Genomic DNA, 13,560 nt, shown 5'->3' on the forward strand with positions numbered 1-13,560 from the left:
ATGCAACTGGTTTAACCAGTTGCATCGACCAGCCGCTTAGTCACTCATTCACTCCCTGATAATGCTGACCAACGAAGAAGTTGCGCAGATACTACTAAACCAGTTTGGCGAAAGCGTTACGGACTTTGATGATCCGTTTAACTTGCTGACATGCTCGACCAGCCGGGATCAGCTGATCCCGCTCGTTACGTACCTGAAAGAACATTCGACGCTGAAAATTGGCTTCCTGACGGATATTACAGCGATCCATTATCCAGATTCGACAGGAAAGGAATTTTGTGTAGTCTATCACTTACACAGTCTGCCAAACAACTTTCGGATACGAATCAAAGTTTATCTGGAAAAAGACGATATTCATATTCCGACGATGGTTTCCCTCTATGCCAGCGCAAACTGGATGGAACGTGAAACCTTCGACTTGTTCGGTATTCTTTTCGATGGTCATCCTGACTTACGCCGAATCCTGAACATGGAAGAAATGGATTACCACCCAATGCGCAAAGAGTACCCACTCGAAGATGCAACCCGGGAAGATAAAATTGATGCCCTGTTTGGACGATAAATAACAGTGAAAGAGCGAAAGAAGGAAAGAGCGATTCTAATCAGCTGCTTGTCACTCTTTCACTCTTTCGCTCTTTCGCTTTTTAACTATGGTTTCCGAAGAACTCGATATAGCGAATAAAAACTTGCCTGCCGGGCAGGGTCCAGTTCAGTATGTCAATGAACTGACTACGCTTAACCTTGGCCCAACGCACCCCGCCACACACGGTATCTTTCAGAACATTCTGCAAATGGATGGCGAAAAAATCGTGTCGGGAGAGCAGACAATCGGTTACATCCACCGGGCCTTTGAAAAGATTGCCGAGCGTCGGCCTTTTTATCAGATCACGACCCTAACCGACCGCATGAACTACTGTTCGTCGCCCATTAACAACATGGGGTGGCACATGACAGTAGAAAAACTGCTGGGCGTTGACGTACCTAAGCGGGCGCAATACATTCGCGTCATTATGATGGAACTGGCTCGTCTGGCCGACCATCTTATTTGCAACGGTATTCTGGGTGTGGATACGGGCGCGTTCACTGGCTTCCTGTACATTTATCAGGAGCGGGAAAACATCTACGAAATTTACGAAGAAGTTTGCGGAGCCCGTCTGACGACCAACATGGGCCGGATTGGCGGCATGGAGCGGGACCTCTCTCCTACGGCCATTCGCAAAATCAAAGAACTGCTCGTTCGCTTTCCAAAAGTACTGGCCGAATTCGAAAACCTGTTTAACAGAAACCGGATCTTCATGGACCGTGTCGTTAACGTAGGGGCTATTTCGGCAGAACGGGCGCTGAGTTACGGCTTCACGGGACCAAACCTCCGCGCTGCCGGGGTCGATTACGATGTACGGGTTATGAACCCCTACTCGTCGTACGAAGACTTTGAGTTTGACATTCCGGTTGGTCAGAGTGGCGATACGTACGACCGCTTCATGGTTCGCAATGAGGAAATGAAGCAGAGTCTGCGCATTATCCAGCAGGCAATTGACAACCTGCCCGAGGGTTCTTACTTTGCAGATGCTCCGCAGTACTACCTCCCGCCAAAACAGGAAGTTTACAAAAATATGGAAGCCCTCATTTATCACTTCAAAATTGTGATGGGTGAGATCGACGCACCCGTTGGCGAAGTGTACCACGCGGTTGAGGGTGGCAATGGTGAGTTGGGCTTCTACCTGATCAGCGATGGCGGACGGGCTCCTTATCGTTTACACTTCCGTCGGCCATGCTTTATCTACTACCAGGCCTACCCTGAAATGTGCAAAGGGCTGACGTTGTCAGACGCTATTGTGATCATGAGTAGCATGAACGTCATTGCCGGTGAGCTGGACGCGTAGTTACTAAGATAAAAACTAATATGAAGACGATAGACTGGCAAGAAATGGTGGCTACGTCTCATTTAGACACTGTAGTTGCAGTGCGTAAGCTACTTGAGCAAAAAGAGTACGAAGAAGCTCAGGAGGCATTAGACGAGCTGCAAAATGCAATGGCTAACTCAGAACGAAGAGTTTTAAATAGCCAACTTATCCGGTTAATGGCGCACATACTGAAATGGCGTTATCAAGTTGATAAGCGATCTACCAGTTGGGTACGAACAATAATAAGTGCTCGTCGGGAAATCCGTGATTTACGAAAGTACATGCCTTCGTTTACAAGGGAATACATAGAAAATATTTGGGCTGAAACATTTGAGGATGCGATTGCTGATGCCAAAGCTGAAATGAATCTTTCCAGAAAAGATACATTTGAACCAGCTGACTTAACTTGGAGTGAAGTTTTTGATGCTGAATACCTGCTGTAAATAATGACGACTGAGACAAATAATCCCGCTGTAACATTTACGCCCGAGCGGGTTGCTAAAGCGCAGGAAATTATTGCCCGATATCCGGAAGGCAAGCAAAAATCGGCTCTGCTGCCGTTGTTGCACTTATTGCAGGAGCAGGAAGGCTGGACCAGCCCTGAAGGGATGGATTACGTAGCCCGGATGCTCGATATTCAGCCGATTGAGGTGTACGAGGTGGCGTCGTTTTATACCATGTACCACCTTAACCCGGTTGGTAAACACGTTATCGAGTACTGCCGAACTGGTCCATGCTGTCTGATGGGGGGAGAAGAAGTATATGCTCACCTAAAGCAACGGCTTGGCATTGATACCGGTCAGACAACCGTAGACGGTCAGTTTACACTCAAAGAAGTGGAGTGTCTGGCGGCTTGCGGCATGGGTCCGGTATTTCAGGTTCGGGAGAAGTATTATATGCACCTCACCAACGAACGGGTGGATGAGATCATTGACGAATTGTCGAAATAACCCAGTATGGCTACCAAGATACTAACCGAACACATCAACGTTCCCGGCATTGAGACCTTCGATGTGTACCGGAAACAGGGCGGCTATACGGCCGTAGAAAAGGCGATCAAAACAATGACTCCCGAAGCCATTGTTGAAGAGGTAAAGAAAGCGGGGGTGCGGGGCCGGGGTGGCGCCGGATTTCCGATGGGTATGAAGTGGAGCTTCCTGGCCAAGCCCGAAGGTGTACCCCGTTACCTGGTCTGTAATGCTGATGAATCGGAACCGGGTACATTCAAGGATCACTACCTGATGAAGAACCTGCCTCACTTGCTTATCGAAGGGATGATTATCTCGTCGTTTGCGCTGGGTGCCAACAAGTCGTTCATTTACGTACGGGGTGAGTTGATGTACGTTATCAACATCCTCGAAAAAGCCATTGCCGAAGCGAAAGCGAAAGGTTTTTTAGGTAAAAATATTCTGGGCAGCGGCTACGATCTTGAGTTAGTTGTTCAACCCGGCGGTGGTGCCTATATCTGCGGTGAAGAAACAGCGCTGCTTGAATCGCTGGAAGGAAAACGCGGCAACCCCAGAAACAAGCCCCCCTTCCCGGCGGTAAAAGGACTGTACCAGAGCCCGACGGTTGTTAATAACGTTGAATCCATTGCCACAACGTCATGGATCGTCAATAATGGTGGTGATGCCTACGCAGCTATTGGCATCGGTCGCAGCACCGGCACTAAACTGATTTCGGCATCGGGCCATATTAACAAACCCGGTGTGTATGAGATTGATCTCGGCGTTCCGGTCGAAGATTTCATTTACGCCGACGAGTGGTGTGGTGGTATTCGGCCAGGTCATAAGTTCAAGGCGCTCGTTGCCGGTGGATCATCCGTTCCCATTTTACCCGCCAATCTGGCCCTGACACTGGCGAATGGCGAAAAGCGACTCATGTCTTATGAATCCCTTTCCGATGGCGGTTTTGCAACCGGCACCATGTTGGGGTCGGGTGGGTTTATCGTTTTCGATGAAACGTCCTGCATTGTTCGCAACACCTGGAATTTCTCACGTTTTTACCACCACGAATCCTGTGGGCAATGTAGCCCCTGCCGCGAAGGAACGGGCTGGATGGAAAAAGTCCTTCACCGAATCGAATACGGACACGGCCATCAGCAGGACATTGATTTGCTGGTCGATGTGGCGAAGAAGATTGAGGGAAACACCATTTGCCCATTGGGCGATGCAGCTGCCTGGCCGGTTGCCAGCGCTATCCGGCATTTCCGGGATGAATTTCAATGGCACATTGACCACCCGACCGAAGCAACCCAACCGGGCGCGGTTTATCGGGGTGATATGGCTCTGGTCTAATGACACTGCGGCTAAAACGCCGTTTTAGAACTGAATGATTTGCGGCTTCACGACCGCAGTATACTATATGGAAGACGTAAAGCCGCAACTGTTAAAAGTCACTATTGACGGAATTGAAGTTGAAGTGGAGCCGGGAACGACCATTTTACAGGCCGCTCGCAAAATAGGTCCGGCGGTAGCTCCTCCGGCCATGTGTTATTACCAGCCCCTGAAAGGCAGTGGCGGCAAGTGCCGGGCTTGTTTGGTTCGGGTGGCCGCCGGATCGGCGAAAGATCCGCGGCCGATGCCAAAATTGGTCGCGTCGTGCTTAACGGCGGTTCAGGATGGCATGATCGTCGAAAATGAAACCAGTCCGCAGGTCATCGACGCCCGCAATGGTATTGTTGAGTTTCTGCTGATCAACCACCCACTCGACTGCCCGGTTTGTGATCAGGCCGGTGAGTGTGATTTGCAGAACTTTGCTTTCGATCATGGTAAAGCGACGACCCGTTACGAAGAAGATCGCCGGACATTCGAGAAGCGGGACATTGGTCCTTACATCCAGTTGCACATGACACGGTGTATTCTGTGCTACCGTTGCGTATACACAGCCGACCAAATTACGAACAAACGGGTACATGGCGTCATGAACCGGGGCGATGCGTCAGAAATCAGTACCTATATTGAAAAGGCTGTTGACAACGATTTCTCCGGTAATGTTATTGATGTATGTCCGGTTGGTGCGCTGACCGATAAAACCTACCGCTTCAAAAACCGGGTTTGGTTTACGAAACCCGCCGATGCCCACCGCGATTGCCCAACCTGTTCGGGGAAAGTAACCTTGTGGTACCGGGGCGAAGACGTGATTCGGGTAACGGCCCGCAAAAATGAGTGGAATGAGGTAACCGAGTTTATCTGCAATACCTGCCGTTTCGAAACGAAGAAAACAGGCGACTGGACCATCGAAGGCCCAACCAAGGTATCCCGGAGTTCGGTTATTTCGGCAAACAAATACCGCGCTGACGCAATCAAACCAAGCTTTGGTGAACGTCTGGCAGCCGCCGATTACAAGCCGATTCACGATGAGCGCGATACGTCGCAATTAACGATTCAGCAGTTGCCCGCCGAACGTTTTGCGAAGGTACTGCCATCCGCCTTGGAACCAGAACCTTGATATTAATTGGCCTTTAGCTAACAGTTTCCAGTTGGTTGACAAACAAGCGATTGTCTGGAAACCAAGGAAAAACGAAGAACCAAAAACGTTTAAAAATGGACTTAACCATATTGCTCGTAAAAGGCATCATTATCCTGGTCATATTCGGGATAACGCTCCTGATTGCGACTTATTCAACGTACGCCGAGCGTAAAGTGGCTGCCTTCCTGCAAGATCGCCTTGGCCCAAACCGGGCGGGCCCGTGGGGGTTGTTGCAACCCATTGCCGACGCCGGTAAAATGTTTTTTAAGGAAGATTTTATCCCGTCGCAGGCCAGTAAATGGTTATTCATTTTAGGCCCCTGTCTGGCCATGCTGACCGCCCTGATGTCGAGCGCGGTTATTCCCTTTGGTGATAGCATTCGGTTCGGGAATTATTCGATTCCTGTTCAGGGCATCGAAATCAATATCGGCGTCCTATACATCTTCGGTGTTGTATCGCTTGGTGTCTATGGAGTTATGGTTGGTGGCTGGGCGTCGAACAACAAGTTTTCGCTCCTGGGTGCTATCCGTGCTGCCTCCCAGAACATTAGCTATGAGATTGCACTGGGCCTATCCATGATCGCCATCCTGATGATGACGGGTTCGTTATCGGTGCGGGCCATCGTCGATCAGCAGGCGGGTTTCTTCGACTGGAACATCTTTACGCAGCCAGTGGGGTTCATTATCTTCCTGACCTGCTCATTTGCCGAGTGTAACCGCACTCCTTTCGATTTGCCCGAGTGCGAAACGGAACTGGTTGGCGGTTATCACACAGAGTATAGCTCCATGAAACTGGGCTTTTACCTGTTCGCCGAATACATCAACATGTTTGTTTCGTCGGCGTTTATCTCCTCGTTGTATTTCGGTGGATTCCATTATCCATTCATAAACGAAGTTGGGAACGCACTCGAAACGTCGATGGGCCCAATCACCGGGCATAACATCGCAACGGCCATTGGCTTTGCGGTCTTCTTCGGAAAAATCTTCTTTTTCATCTTCTTCTTCATGTGGGTTCGCTGGACGCTACCGCGTTTCCGCTACGACCAGCTGATGAACTTGGGATGGAAAACACTCATTCCGCTGTCAATTCTGAATGTTATCTTGACCGGGGCGGGCCTGCTGTTCAATTTCAAATACGCGACCTGGTTGATCGTCGTGGTGATGGTGGTCATGGTAATGGTATCGTCAGCAAAGGCCCCGAAACGGGAAGCTATACCGCAGGGAGCTTAACCAGCGACCTGTATCGAAAAACAAACTATCATGCAGTTAACGAATCGCTCAAAACAAGTCAGCAATAAGGAAATGACGCTGGCAGAGAAGATGTACCTACCTGCCATTGTAGGCGGGTTAGCCATTACAATCAGCCACTTTTTCCGCAAAAAGCCCACTATTCAGTATCCCGAGGTAAAAAAATACCTTGGCCCGATTTACCGTGGGCACCACGTGCTGAAACGTGACGAACAGGGACGGGAGCGTTGTACAGCCTGTGGTCTATGCGCCGTTGCCTGCCCGGCCGAAGCCATATCGATGGTGGCGGCCGAACGTACAAAAGAGGAAGCTGGCTTATACCGGGAGGAAAAATACGCGGCCGTTTACGAGATAAATATGCTGCGTTGTATCTTCTGTGGCCTGTGCGAAGAAGCTTGCCCAAAGCAGGCCGTTTATCTGCGCCACGACCGCATGGTTCCGGTATTCATGGAACGCGAAGACGTCATTTACGGCAAAGATAAATTGGTTGAGAAGATGGATGATCGGTATATCCGGATTGCCAACGCTGAAGTGCAAACCACGCCAACCGAACCAAGCTTAACACGGGCGGCTACCTAACCGCCTGTTGTCTCTTCTTCTGTTCTCTATTTGATTGAGCTATGACTGAATTTATAACTTTTTTCAAGACGTTAACCCCAACCGGCTATCTGTTTCTGGGTTTAACGGTGCTTACATTGTTTAGCGCTATTGGTGTTGTAACCGCGCGCAACCCTATCTACAGCGTTCTGGCCCTTATCGCTACCTTTTTCTGTCTGTCGGGTCACTACATTTTGCTGAACGCCCAGTTTCTGGCAGCGGTGAACATCATTGTTTATGCCGGCGCTATCATGGTCTTATTTCTGTTTACGATCATGTTTCTGAATCTGCGGAAAGAAGACGAAGAATCGAAGACAAATCTGACCAAAATGGCATCGGTTGTTGTGGGTGGTATATTGATGATTATGCTGATTACCATCTTCCGGGCTAAAAGTGCTCAGGTACCGACCGTTAGCCCCGCAACGTTTAGCAATAAAACAGGGCTTGTCGAAAACCTTGGTCAACTCCTGTACAGCGATTATATCCTACCGTTCGAACTAGCTTCGGTGCTGTTTCTGGTAGCAATGGTGGGCGCAGTTATGCTTGGTAAGCGCGAAGCGGGTGATCGCCACTTCTGATCTTACCCCTTCAATTTCGTTGATAACCTTTAGGCAAAAGCCGCTCATGAGAGCGGCTTTTTGTTTTTTACGCCCTTTATCGATGAGTTGCACTTATCGAAAGAAAATAGTATGCTTGCATAATAATCAGCGACTCTAGTGTAATTTTTCGCTTAAAAAATAAGTTACTGCCTTGAGGTGCCTGCTTAATCAGTAAAACAACATCGCATTTTTATGGACGCATACATTGTAGCCGGATACCGTACCGCCGTGGGTAAAGCGCCACGCGGAGGCCTCCGTTTTACCCGCCCTGATGATATGGCGGCTGAAGTTATTAAGCATTTACTAAGTCAGATTCCTTCACTCGATCCGGCCCGTGTCGAAGACCTTATCGTTGGTAACGCTGTGCCCGAGGCTGAACAGGGTATGCAAATTGCCCGATACATTGCCTTGTTGTCGTTGCCCAACAGTGTTCCGGGTATGACCATCAATCGGTATTGCGGATCTGGGCTGGAAGCAATTGCCATTGCCTCCGCCAAAATTCACGCGGGCCTGGCCGATTGCATCATTGCCGGTGGAACGGAGTCGATGTCGATGGTACCGGTGATGGGCTGGAAGACGGCGCTCAACTACGAGATCGCTAAGTCTCACCCCGATTACTACATTGGCATGGGCCTGACCGCCGAACAGGTTGCCCAGCAATTCAACATCAGCCGCGATGCACAGGATGAGTTCGCCTACGCTTCACACCAGAAAGCATTAGCTGCTCAGAAAGATGGGAAATTTACCGATGAGATTGTCCCCATCAAGGTAAGCGAAACGTATTTTGATGCGGACACTAATAAAAAGAAGACCCGTGAATGGACGGTCTCGCAGGATGAAGGTCCCCGTAAAGATACCAGCGCCGAAGGTTTAGCTAAGTTAAAACCCGTTTTTGCGGCCGGTGGCTCGGTCACGGCCGGCAATTCATCGCAAACCTCTGACGGAGCTGCTTTTGTGGTAGTTATGTCGGAGCGGTTAGTCAATGAATTGAATCTACAGCCCATTGCTCGTATGGTATCGTATGCAACAGCTGGTGTTGAACCTAAGATTATGGGGATCGGTCCCGTTGCGGCTATTCCCATTGCTCTCAAAAAAGGTGGCCTAAAACAAGACGATATTGATCTTATCGAGTTAAACGAAGCGTTCGCAGCCCAATCTTTAGCCGTCATTCAGGAGCTTGGGCTTGACCCTGGCAAGATAAATCCCAATGGCGGTGCCATTGCGCTGGGCCACGCGCTCGGTTCAACGGGTGCGCGATTATCAGTGCAATTACTAAATGAAATGCGCCGTCGGGATCAGAAATATGGGATGGTCTCCGCCTGCGTAGGTGGTGGGCAGGGCGTTGCCGGAATTTTTGAGCGATTTAATTAACCAACAAACTGGCATACTAATCGCAGAGACGCACAGCGCACAGCGTAATCAACTTGAAAACCTCTGTACCATCTTTGCTTCCGTGATTAATAAATCTCGTTGACTGTCAACATCAAAAGCTGACTATTGAACTTACTTCATAAGTTTCAGTAGTCAGCTTTTGACGTTGCAGCAGTCCCTAAAATCTGATTCATTTTCTCAGCCTGCCTTGAGCCAAAAATATTATTAGTATGCTTGCATACTACTTTTGAAATGATTTTATTTGTTAACGAATTAGTATGCAAGCATAATAAACTCTTTTTGATATGATCGCGGCAGAACCAAAAGCCTCCCTGAAGGGTGGCGAGTTTCTGATCAAAGAAACGCAGGCATCACAGGTTTTTATACCTGAAGAATTTACCGAAGAGCAGCAGATGATTGCGGCTACCTGCCGCGAGTTTCTGGAACGTGAGATCTGGCCACGTCTGAATGAGATTGACAATGCTAAATCACCGGAACTGATTTCGTCCTTAATGGATAAAGCGGGCGAGTTGGGTATTCTGGGTACCTCAGTTCCTGAGCAATACGGTGGGTTCGGTACAAATTTCAACACCTCCATGCTGGTGGCCGAGGTGACCGGTGCCGGTCACTCATTTTCGGTAGCGTTATCGGCCCATACCGGCATTGGCACGTTGCCTATCGTATACTACGGTAACGAAGACCAGAAGTCGAAATACCTTCCCAAACTAGCATCGGGTGAGTGGAAAGCTGCCTATTGCCTGACCGAACCCGATTCTGGGTCAGACGCCAACTCAGGTAAGACCAAAGCAAAACTGACCCAAGACGGCTCGCACTACATACTGAACGGGCAGAAAATGTGGATTACCAACGGTGGTTTTGCCGACGTTTACATTGTTTTTGCCAAAATTGACGATGGCAACGGCCAACCAGATAAAAACCTCTCGGCCTTTATTGTTGAGCGTGGCTATGAAGGCATCACCATGAACGAGCCGGAGCATAAGATGGGAATCAAAGGCTCCGATACGCGCCAGATTTTCTTTAACGACTGCAAAGTACCCGTTGAAAACTTGCTATCTGAGCGTGGTAATGGCTTTAAAATCGCCGTCAACATTCTCAACATTGGGCGGATTAAGTTGGGGATTGCCGCTGTCGGTGGCTCGAAAGAAGTGATTAACAACGCCATTCGGTATTCTAGTGAGCGGAAACAATTCAAAACGGCGATTTCTCAGTTCGGCGCAATCAAGCACAAGCTGGCCGAGATGGCCCTGAAAGTGTATGCCTCCGAAACGGCTTCTTACAGAGCCGGGCAGAACATCGACGACCTGATCGAAGACCTCAAAAGTCAGGGACTGGACGACGCTTCGGCTAAGCTGAAGGCGCTGGAGCAGTTCTCGATCGAGTGCGCCATCATGAAAGTGCACGGCTCCGAAGCGCTGGATTACGTTGTTGACGAAGGCGTTCAGGTGTACGGCGGTATGGGCTACTCAGCCGATGCACCGATGGACCGGGCTTACCGCGATGCGCGTATCAACCGGATTTTTGAAGGCACAAACGAGATTAATCGGATGCTGGTGGTGGATATGCTTCTGAAGCGGGCCATGAAGGGCGAACTCGATTTAATGGGTCCGGCTATGGCTGTTTCTAAAGAGATCATGTCTATCCCCGATTTCAACTCGGAAGAAGAGGAAGGCTTATTTATCGCCGAGAAAAAGGTTGTCCGGAATCTGAAAAAAGCCGCCTTAATGGTAGCGGGTGCTGCCGTGCAGAAATTCATGATGACCCTCTCGAACGAGCAGGAAATCTTGATGAACGTAGCCGATATGGCTATTGAAATCTACGTGGCCGAATCCGTGCTACTCCGGGTCGAGAAACTCATTGACATTAAAGGTGAAGGAGCCGTTGCCCTGCAAAAGCAAATGGCGCTGATTTACCTGCACGAAGCCGTAGAGAAAGTTAACAACGCGGGCCGGGCAGCCATCACGTCATTTGCCGAAGGTGATGAACTACGGGGTATGTTGATGGGGCTGAAACGGTTCACGAAAATTGAACCGATGAATCTTAAAGAGGCCCGTCGTCAGGTAGCCGACGCAATGATTGCCGAGAATAAATATATTTTCTAGAAAGCGTATGCATTAAACAAACAGCGAGCCAGTTCTTTTGGGATGGGCTCGTTTGTTTTTGTTATTTGGTCCAGGCGTAACTGAGAATCAAATTAAACGGGCATAACGTCCAGGGAACTGGAATAACTTGGCACCGGAGCTGGTAGAAAAGTCAGTTCTGGTGCTTTTTTTACGGACTCAGAAGCCTATTTAACCAACAGGGCATCAGGGAGTCTTCCTAAAACGGATACTCATGAAAGATCAGGACTTTAATTCCCGGCGCACCTTTTTGCGTAACCTCGGCGCAGGCGCATCGGCGTTATCCTTACCGCTTCTCGGCTATGGCGAACCCGTACCGTTCCAGCATGAGCGCAGTGGCCTTTACTCACTAACCAATAACCTCGATTCGGCAGGTCTGTCGCAGCCGGGCCGCAAATTGGGTATCGCGCTGGTGGGCCTCGGCAGTTACAGCAAAAACCAGTTGGCTCCGGCGCTGCAACTAACACAGAACTGTCGTCTGGCCGGCATCGTGACGGGTACACCGGCCAAAGCCGACGAGTGGATGAAGAAATACAACATCCCGAAGGAAAACGTCTACGACTACAAAACCTTCGACCGAATTGCCGATAACAAGGACATCGACGTTGTATACGTGGTGCTGCCCAATTCCATGCACGAGGAGTTTGTTATCCGGGCGGCTCAGGCGGGGAAACACGTTATCTGCGAAAAACCAATGGCAATTATGCCAAAGGCGTGTCAGAATATGATCGACGCCTGCAAAAAAGCAAACAAACAGCTGGCCGTCGGGTACCGGTTACACTACGAACCATTCACCAGAGAAGTTATGCGCTTGGGACAGGAGAAAGTGTTCGGGGCGATTAAATTCGTGGAGAGCAGCGATGGGTTCCGCATCGGCGATCCAACCCAGTGGCGGATGAAAAAGTCGATGGCGGGTGGCGGGCCCCTCATGGACGTTGGTATTTACGCGGTTCAGGGCGCCCGGTACGTAACAGGTGAAGAGCCTATTTCGGTAACCGCCCAGTTTTCGCCAAAAACGGAGCCGGACAAATTCAAAGATGTTGAAGAGACGATGTTCTGGCAGTTCCAGTTTCCGAGCGGAGCCGTTTCTAACTCAACCACAAGCTACACAGCGGGTATTGAGCGGCTACGGGCTTCCTGCGAAAATGGCTGGTTCGAGCTGTCACCCGCTTTCGGCTACGGTCCGCTGAAAGGCATGACCAGCAAAGGGCCCATTGAGCAACCTGTTGTTAACCATCAGGCCGCTCACATGGATGGCGTTTGTAAAGACCTGCTGGCCGGTAAACAATTGCCCGACCATGTTACGGGTGCCGAAGGTCTGCGCGACGTTAAGTTGCTACAGGCCATCTATCAGGCCGCCGAAACAGGCAGAAAGATTAATTTGAAAGCATAAACCGATTCGGCCTGGTCGTTAACTCGCGATTTCCGAATCAAAAGGTAACGACCAGGTCGAATGAAAAACGGGCAAGCTTAGTAACCCGAAAACGATTATTGCAGCGACTGCATCAGCACCTGTGCTTTACGAATATTCGTATTTTGTCGATCGGTTTCGATCAGGCCATCGCGGAGCCGAATGATGCGGTGAGCGTACTCGGCAATATCTTCTTCGTGGGTAACCATAATGACCGTGTTGCCCTTGCTATGAATCTGATCGAACAGGTCCATGATTTCGTAGGACGTCTTGGTATCAAGGTTACCCGTCGGTTCATCGGCCAGTAGAATACTTGGATCATTGACCAGAGCCCGTGCAACGGCTACCCGCTGCCGCTGACCACCCGACAGTTCATTTGGCCGGTGACCAGCCCGGTTCTCCAGGCCCACGTTTTTCAGGGCCATCATCGCCTTTTCGGTTCGGTCGGCTTTACTATAGCCGGCATAGATAAGCGGCAAGGCTACGTTTTCCAGCGAGGTCTGGCGGGGCAGCAGATTAAACGTCTGAAAAACGAAGCCAATTTCTTTGTTTCGCACTTCAGCCAGTTCGTTCTCTCCCATGCTACTCACATCCTGGTTGTTCAGAATATACTGACCGGAGGTCGGCGAATCCAGACAGCCAACTATATTCATCAGCGTAGACTTACCTGAACCCGATGGCCCCATGAACGCAACGTACTCGCCTTTCTGAATACTAATGGTGATGGATTTGAGCGCGTCAACAACTTCGGTACCCATTACGTAACGCTTGGCAACACTGCGGGTTTCGATAATATTCATAATTCGGAAAGGCTGAACAGAC

Annotated in this window: 13 protein-coding genes; 12 read left to right on the forward strand and 1 reads right to left on the reverse strand. The window is 49.8% G+C overall.

From position 1 onward, the window contains the following. Positions 1-61 precede the first annotated feature (61 nt). The 12 genes from ACYU87_RS16505 (at position 62) to ACYU87_RS16560 (ending at position 12,720) form a co-directional block, all read left to right on the forward strand. Positions 62-562 carry an NADH-quinone oxidoreductase subunit C gene (locus tag ACYU87_RS16505; protein WP_461135181.1) on the forward strand — a complete coding sequence of 167 codons (501 nt, stop codon included), beginning with the start codon at positions 62-64 and terminating at the stop codon, positions 560-562. An 88-nt stretch (positions 563-650) separates the two neighbouring features. Then, positions 651-1,883, forward strand: coding sequence for an NADH-quinone oxidoreductase subunit D (locus ACYU87_RS16510; protein ID WP_461135182.1), 1,233 nt, complete (start codon positions 651-653; stop codon positions 1,881-1,883). 20 nt (positions 1,884-1,903) lie between these two features. After that, a complete protein-coding gene (locus ACYU87_RS16515; protein ID WP_461135183.1) occupies positions 1,904-2,347 on the forward strand; it encodes a DUF29 domain-containing protein in 444 nt (147 codons plus the stop codon). Positions 2,348-2,350: 3 nt separating this feature from the next. After that, complete coding sequence (locus tag ACYU87_RS16520; RefSeq protein ID WP_461135184.1) at positions 2,351-2,854, forward strand: NADH-quinone oxidoreductase subunit NuoE family protein; 504 nt, start codon at positions 2,351-2,353, stop codon at positions 2,852-2,854. A gap of 6 nt (positions 2,855-2,860) precedes the next feature. Beyond that, positions 2,861-4,201: an NADH-quinone oxidoreductase subunit NuoF gene (gene nuoF / locus ACYU87_RS16525; RefSeq protein WP_461135185.1), complete on the forward strand. Its 1,341-nt coding sequence runs from the start codon at positions 2,861-2,863 to the stop codon at positions 4,199-4,201. A 67-nt stretch (positions 4,202-4,268) separates the two neighbouring features. After that, entirely contained in the window at positions 4,269-5,354 is a 1,086-nt protein-coding gene (locus ACYU87_RS16530; protein ID WP_461135186.1) for an NADH-quinone oxidoreductase subunit G, read from the forward strand. 95 nt (positions 5,355-5,449) lie between these two features. Then, positions 5,450-6,604: an NADH-quinone oxidoreductase subunit NuoH gene (gene nuoH / locus ACYU87_RS16535; RefSeq protein WP_461135187.1), complete on the forward strand. Its 1,155-nt coding sequence runs from the start codon at positions 5,450-5,452 to the stop codon at positions 6,602-6,604. A gap of 30 nt (positions 6,605-6,634) precedes the next feature. Continuing rightward, on the forward strand, positions 6,635-7,201 hold the full coding sequence (locus ACYU87_RS16540) for a NuoI/complex I 23 kDa subunit family protein (RefSeq protein WP_461135188.1): 567 nt from the start codon (positions 6,635-6,637) through the stop codon (positions 7,199-7,201). Positions 7,202-7,242: 41 nt separating this feature from the next. Then, the gene (locus ACYU87_RS16545) at positions 7,243-7,797 is read left to right on the forward strand and encodes an NADH-quinone oxidoreductase subunit J family protein (protein WP_460933651.1); all 555 of its coding nucleotides are present in this window, start codon (positions 7,243-7,245) and stop codon (positions 7,795-7,797) included. A gap of 213 nt (positions 7,798-8,010) precedes the next feature. Then, entirely contained in the window at positions 8,011-9,189 is a 1,179-nt protein-coding gene (locus ACYU87_RS16550) for an acetyl-CoA C-acyltransferase (protein WP_461135189.1), read from the forward strand. A 305-nt stretch (positions 9,190-9,494) separates the two neighbouring features. Next, complete coding sequence (locus ACYU87_RS16555) at positions 9,495-11,309, forward strand: acyl-CoA dehydrogenase family protein (RefSeq protein WP_461135190.1); 1,815 nt, start codon at positions 9,495-9,497, stop codon at positions 11,307-11,309. A 232-nt stretch (positions 11,310-11,541) separates the two neighbouring features. Beyond that, the gene (locus ACYU87_RS16560) at positions 11,542-12,720 is read left to right on the forward strand and encodes a Gfo/Idh/MocA family protein (RefSeq protein ID WP_461135191.1); all 1,179 of its coding nucleotides are present in this window, start codon (positions 11,542-11,544) and stop codon (positions 12,718-12,720) included. 95 nt (positions 12,721-12,815) lie between these two features. Here ACYU87_RS16560 and ACYU87_RS16565 read toward each other — a convergent pair whose 3' ends face one another. Next, on the reverse strand, positions 12,816-13,538 hold the full coding sequence (locus ACYU87_RS16565) for an ABC transporter ATP-binding protein (protein WP_461135192.1): 723 nt from the start codon (positions 13,536-13,538) through the stop codon (positions 12,816-12,818). Positions 13,539-13,560 lie beyond the last annotated feature (22 nt).

The sequence above is a fragment of the Spirosoma lituiforme genome (genome assembly GCF_054776635.1).

Excerpts from the sequence above, each read along its gene's own strand:
- ACYU87_RS16565 (WP_461135192.1), bottom strand. The coding sequence starts at position 13,538 with ATGAATATTATCGAAACCCGCAGTGTTGCCAAGCGTTACGTAATGGGT.
- ACYU87_RS16515 (WP_461135183.1), top strand. The coding sequence starts at position 1,904 with ATGAAGACGATAGACTGGCAAGAAATGGTGGCTACGTCTCATTTAGAC.
- ACYU87_RS16560 (WP_461135191.1), top strand. The coding sequence starts at position 11,542 with ATGAAAGATCAGGACTTTAATTCCCGGCGCACCTTTTTGCGTAACCTC.
- ACYU87_RS16530 (WP_461135186.1), top strand. The coding sequence starts at position 4,269 with ATGGAAGACGTAAAGCCGCAACTGTTAAAAGTCACTATTGACGGAATT.
- ACYU87_RS16555 (WP_461135190.1), top strand. The coding sequence starts at position 9,495 with ATGATCGCGGCAGAACCAAAAGCCTCCCTGAAGGGTGGCGAGTTTCTG.
- nuoF (WP_461135185.1), top strand. The coding sequence starts at position 2,861 with ATGGCTACCAAGATACTAACCGAACACATCAACGTTCCCGGCATTGAG.
- ACYU87_RS16540 (WP_461135188.1), top strand. The coding sequence starts at position 6,635 with ATGCAGTTAACGAATCGCTCAAAACAAGTCAGCAATAAGGAAATGACG.
- nuoH (WP_461135187.1), top strand. The coding sequence starts at position 5,450 with ATGGACTTAACCATATTGCTCGTAAAAGGCATCATTATCCTGGTCATA.
- ACYU87_RS16520 (WP_461135184.1), top strand. The coding sequence starts at position 2,351 with ATGACGACTGAGACAAATAATCCCGCTGTAACATTTACGCCCGAGCGG.
- ACYU87_RS16545 (WP_460933651.1), top strand. The coding sequence starts at position 7,243 with ATGACTGAATTTATAACTTTTTTCAAGACGTTAACCCCAACCGGCTAT.
- ACYU87_RS16510 (WP_461135182.1), top strand. The coding sequence starts at position 651 with ATGGTTTCCGAAGAACTCGATATAGCGAATAAAAACTTGCCTGCCGGG.
- ACYU87_RS16505 (WP_461135181.1), top strand. The coding sequence starts at position 62 with ATGCTGACCAACGAAGAAGTTGCGCAGATACTACTAAACCAGTTTGGC.
- ACYU87_RS16550 (WP_461135189.1), top strand. The coding sequence starts at position 8,011 with ATGGACGCATACATTGTAGCCGGATACCGTACCGCCGTGGGTAAAGCG.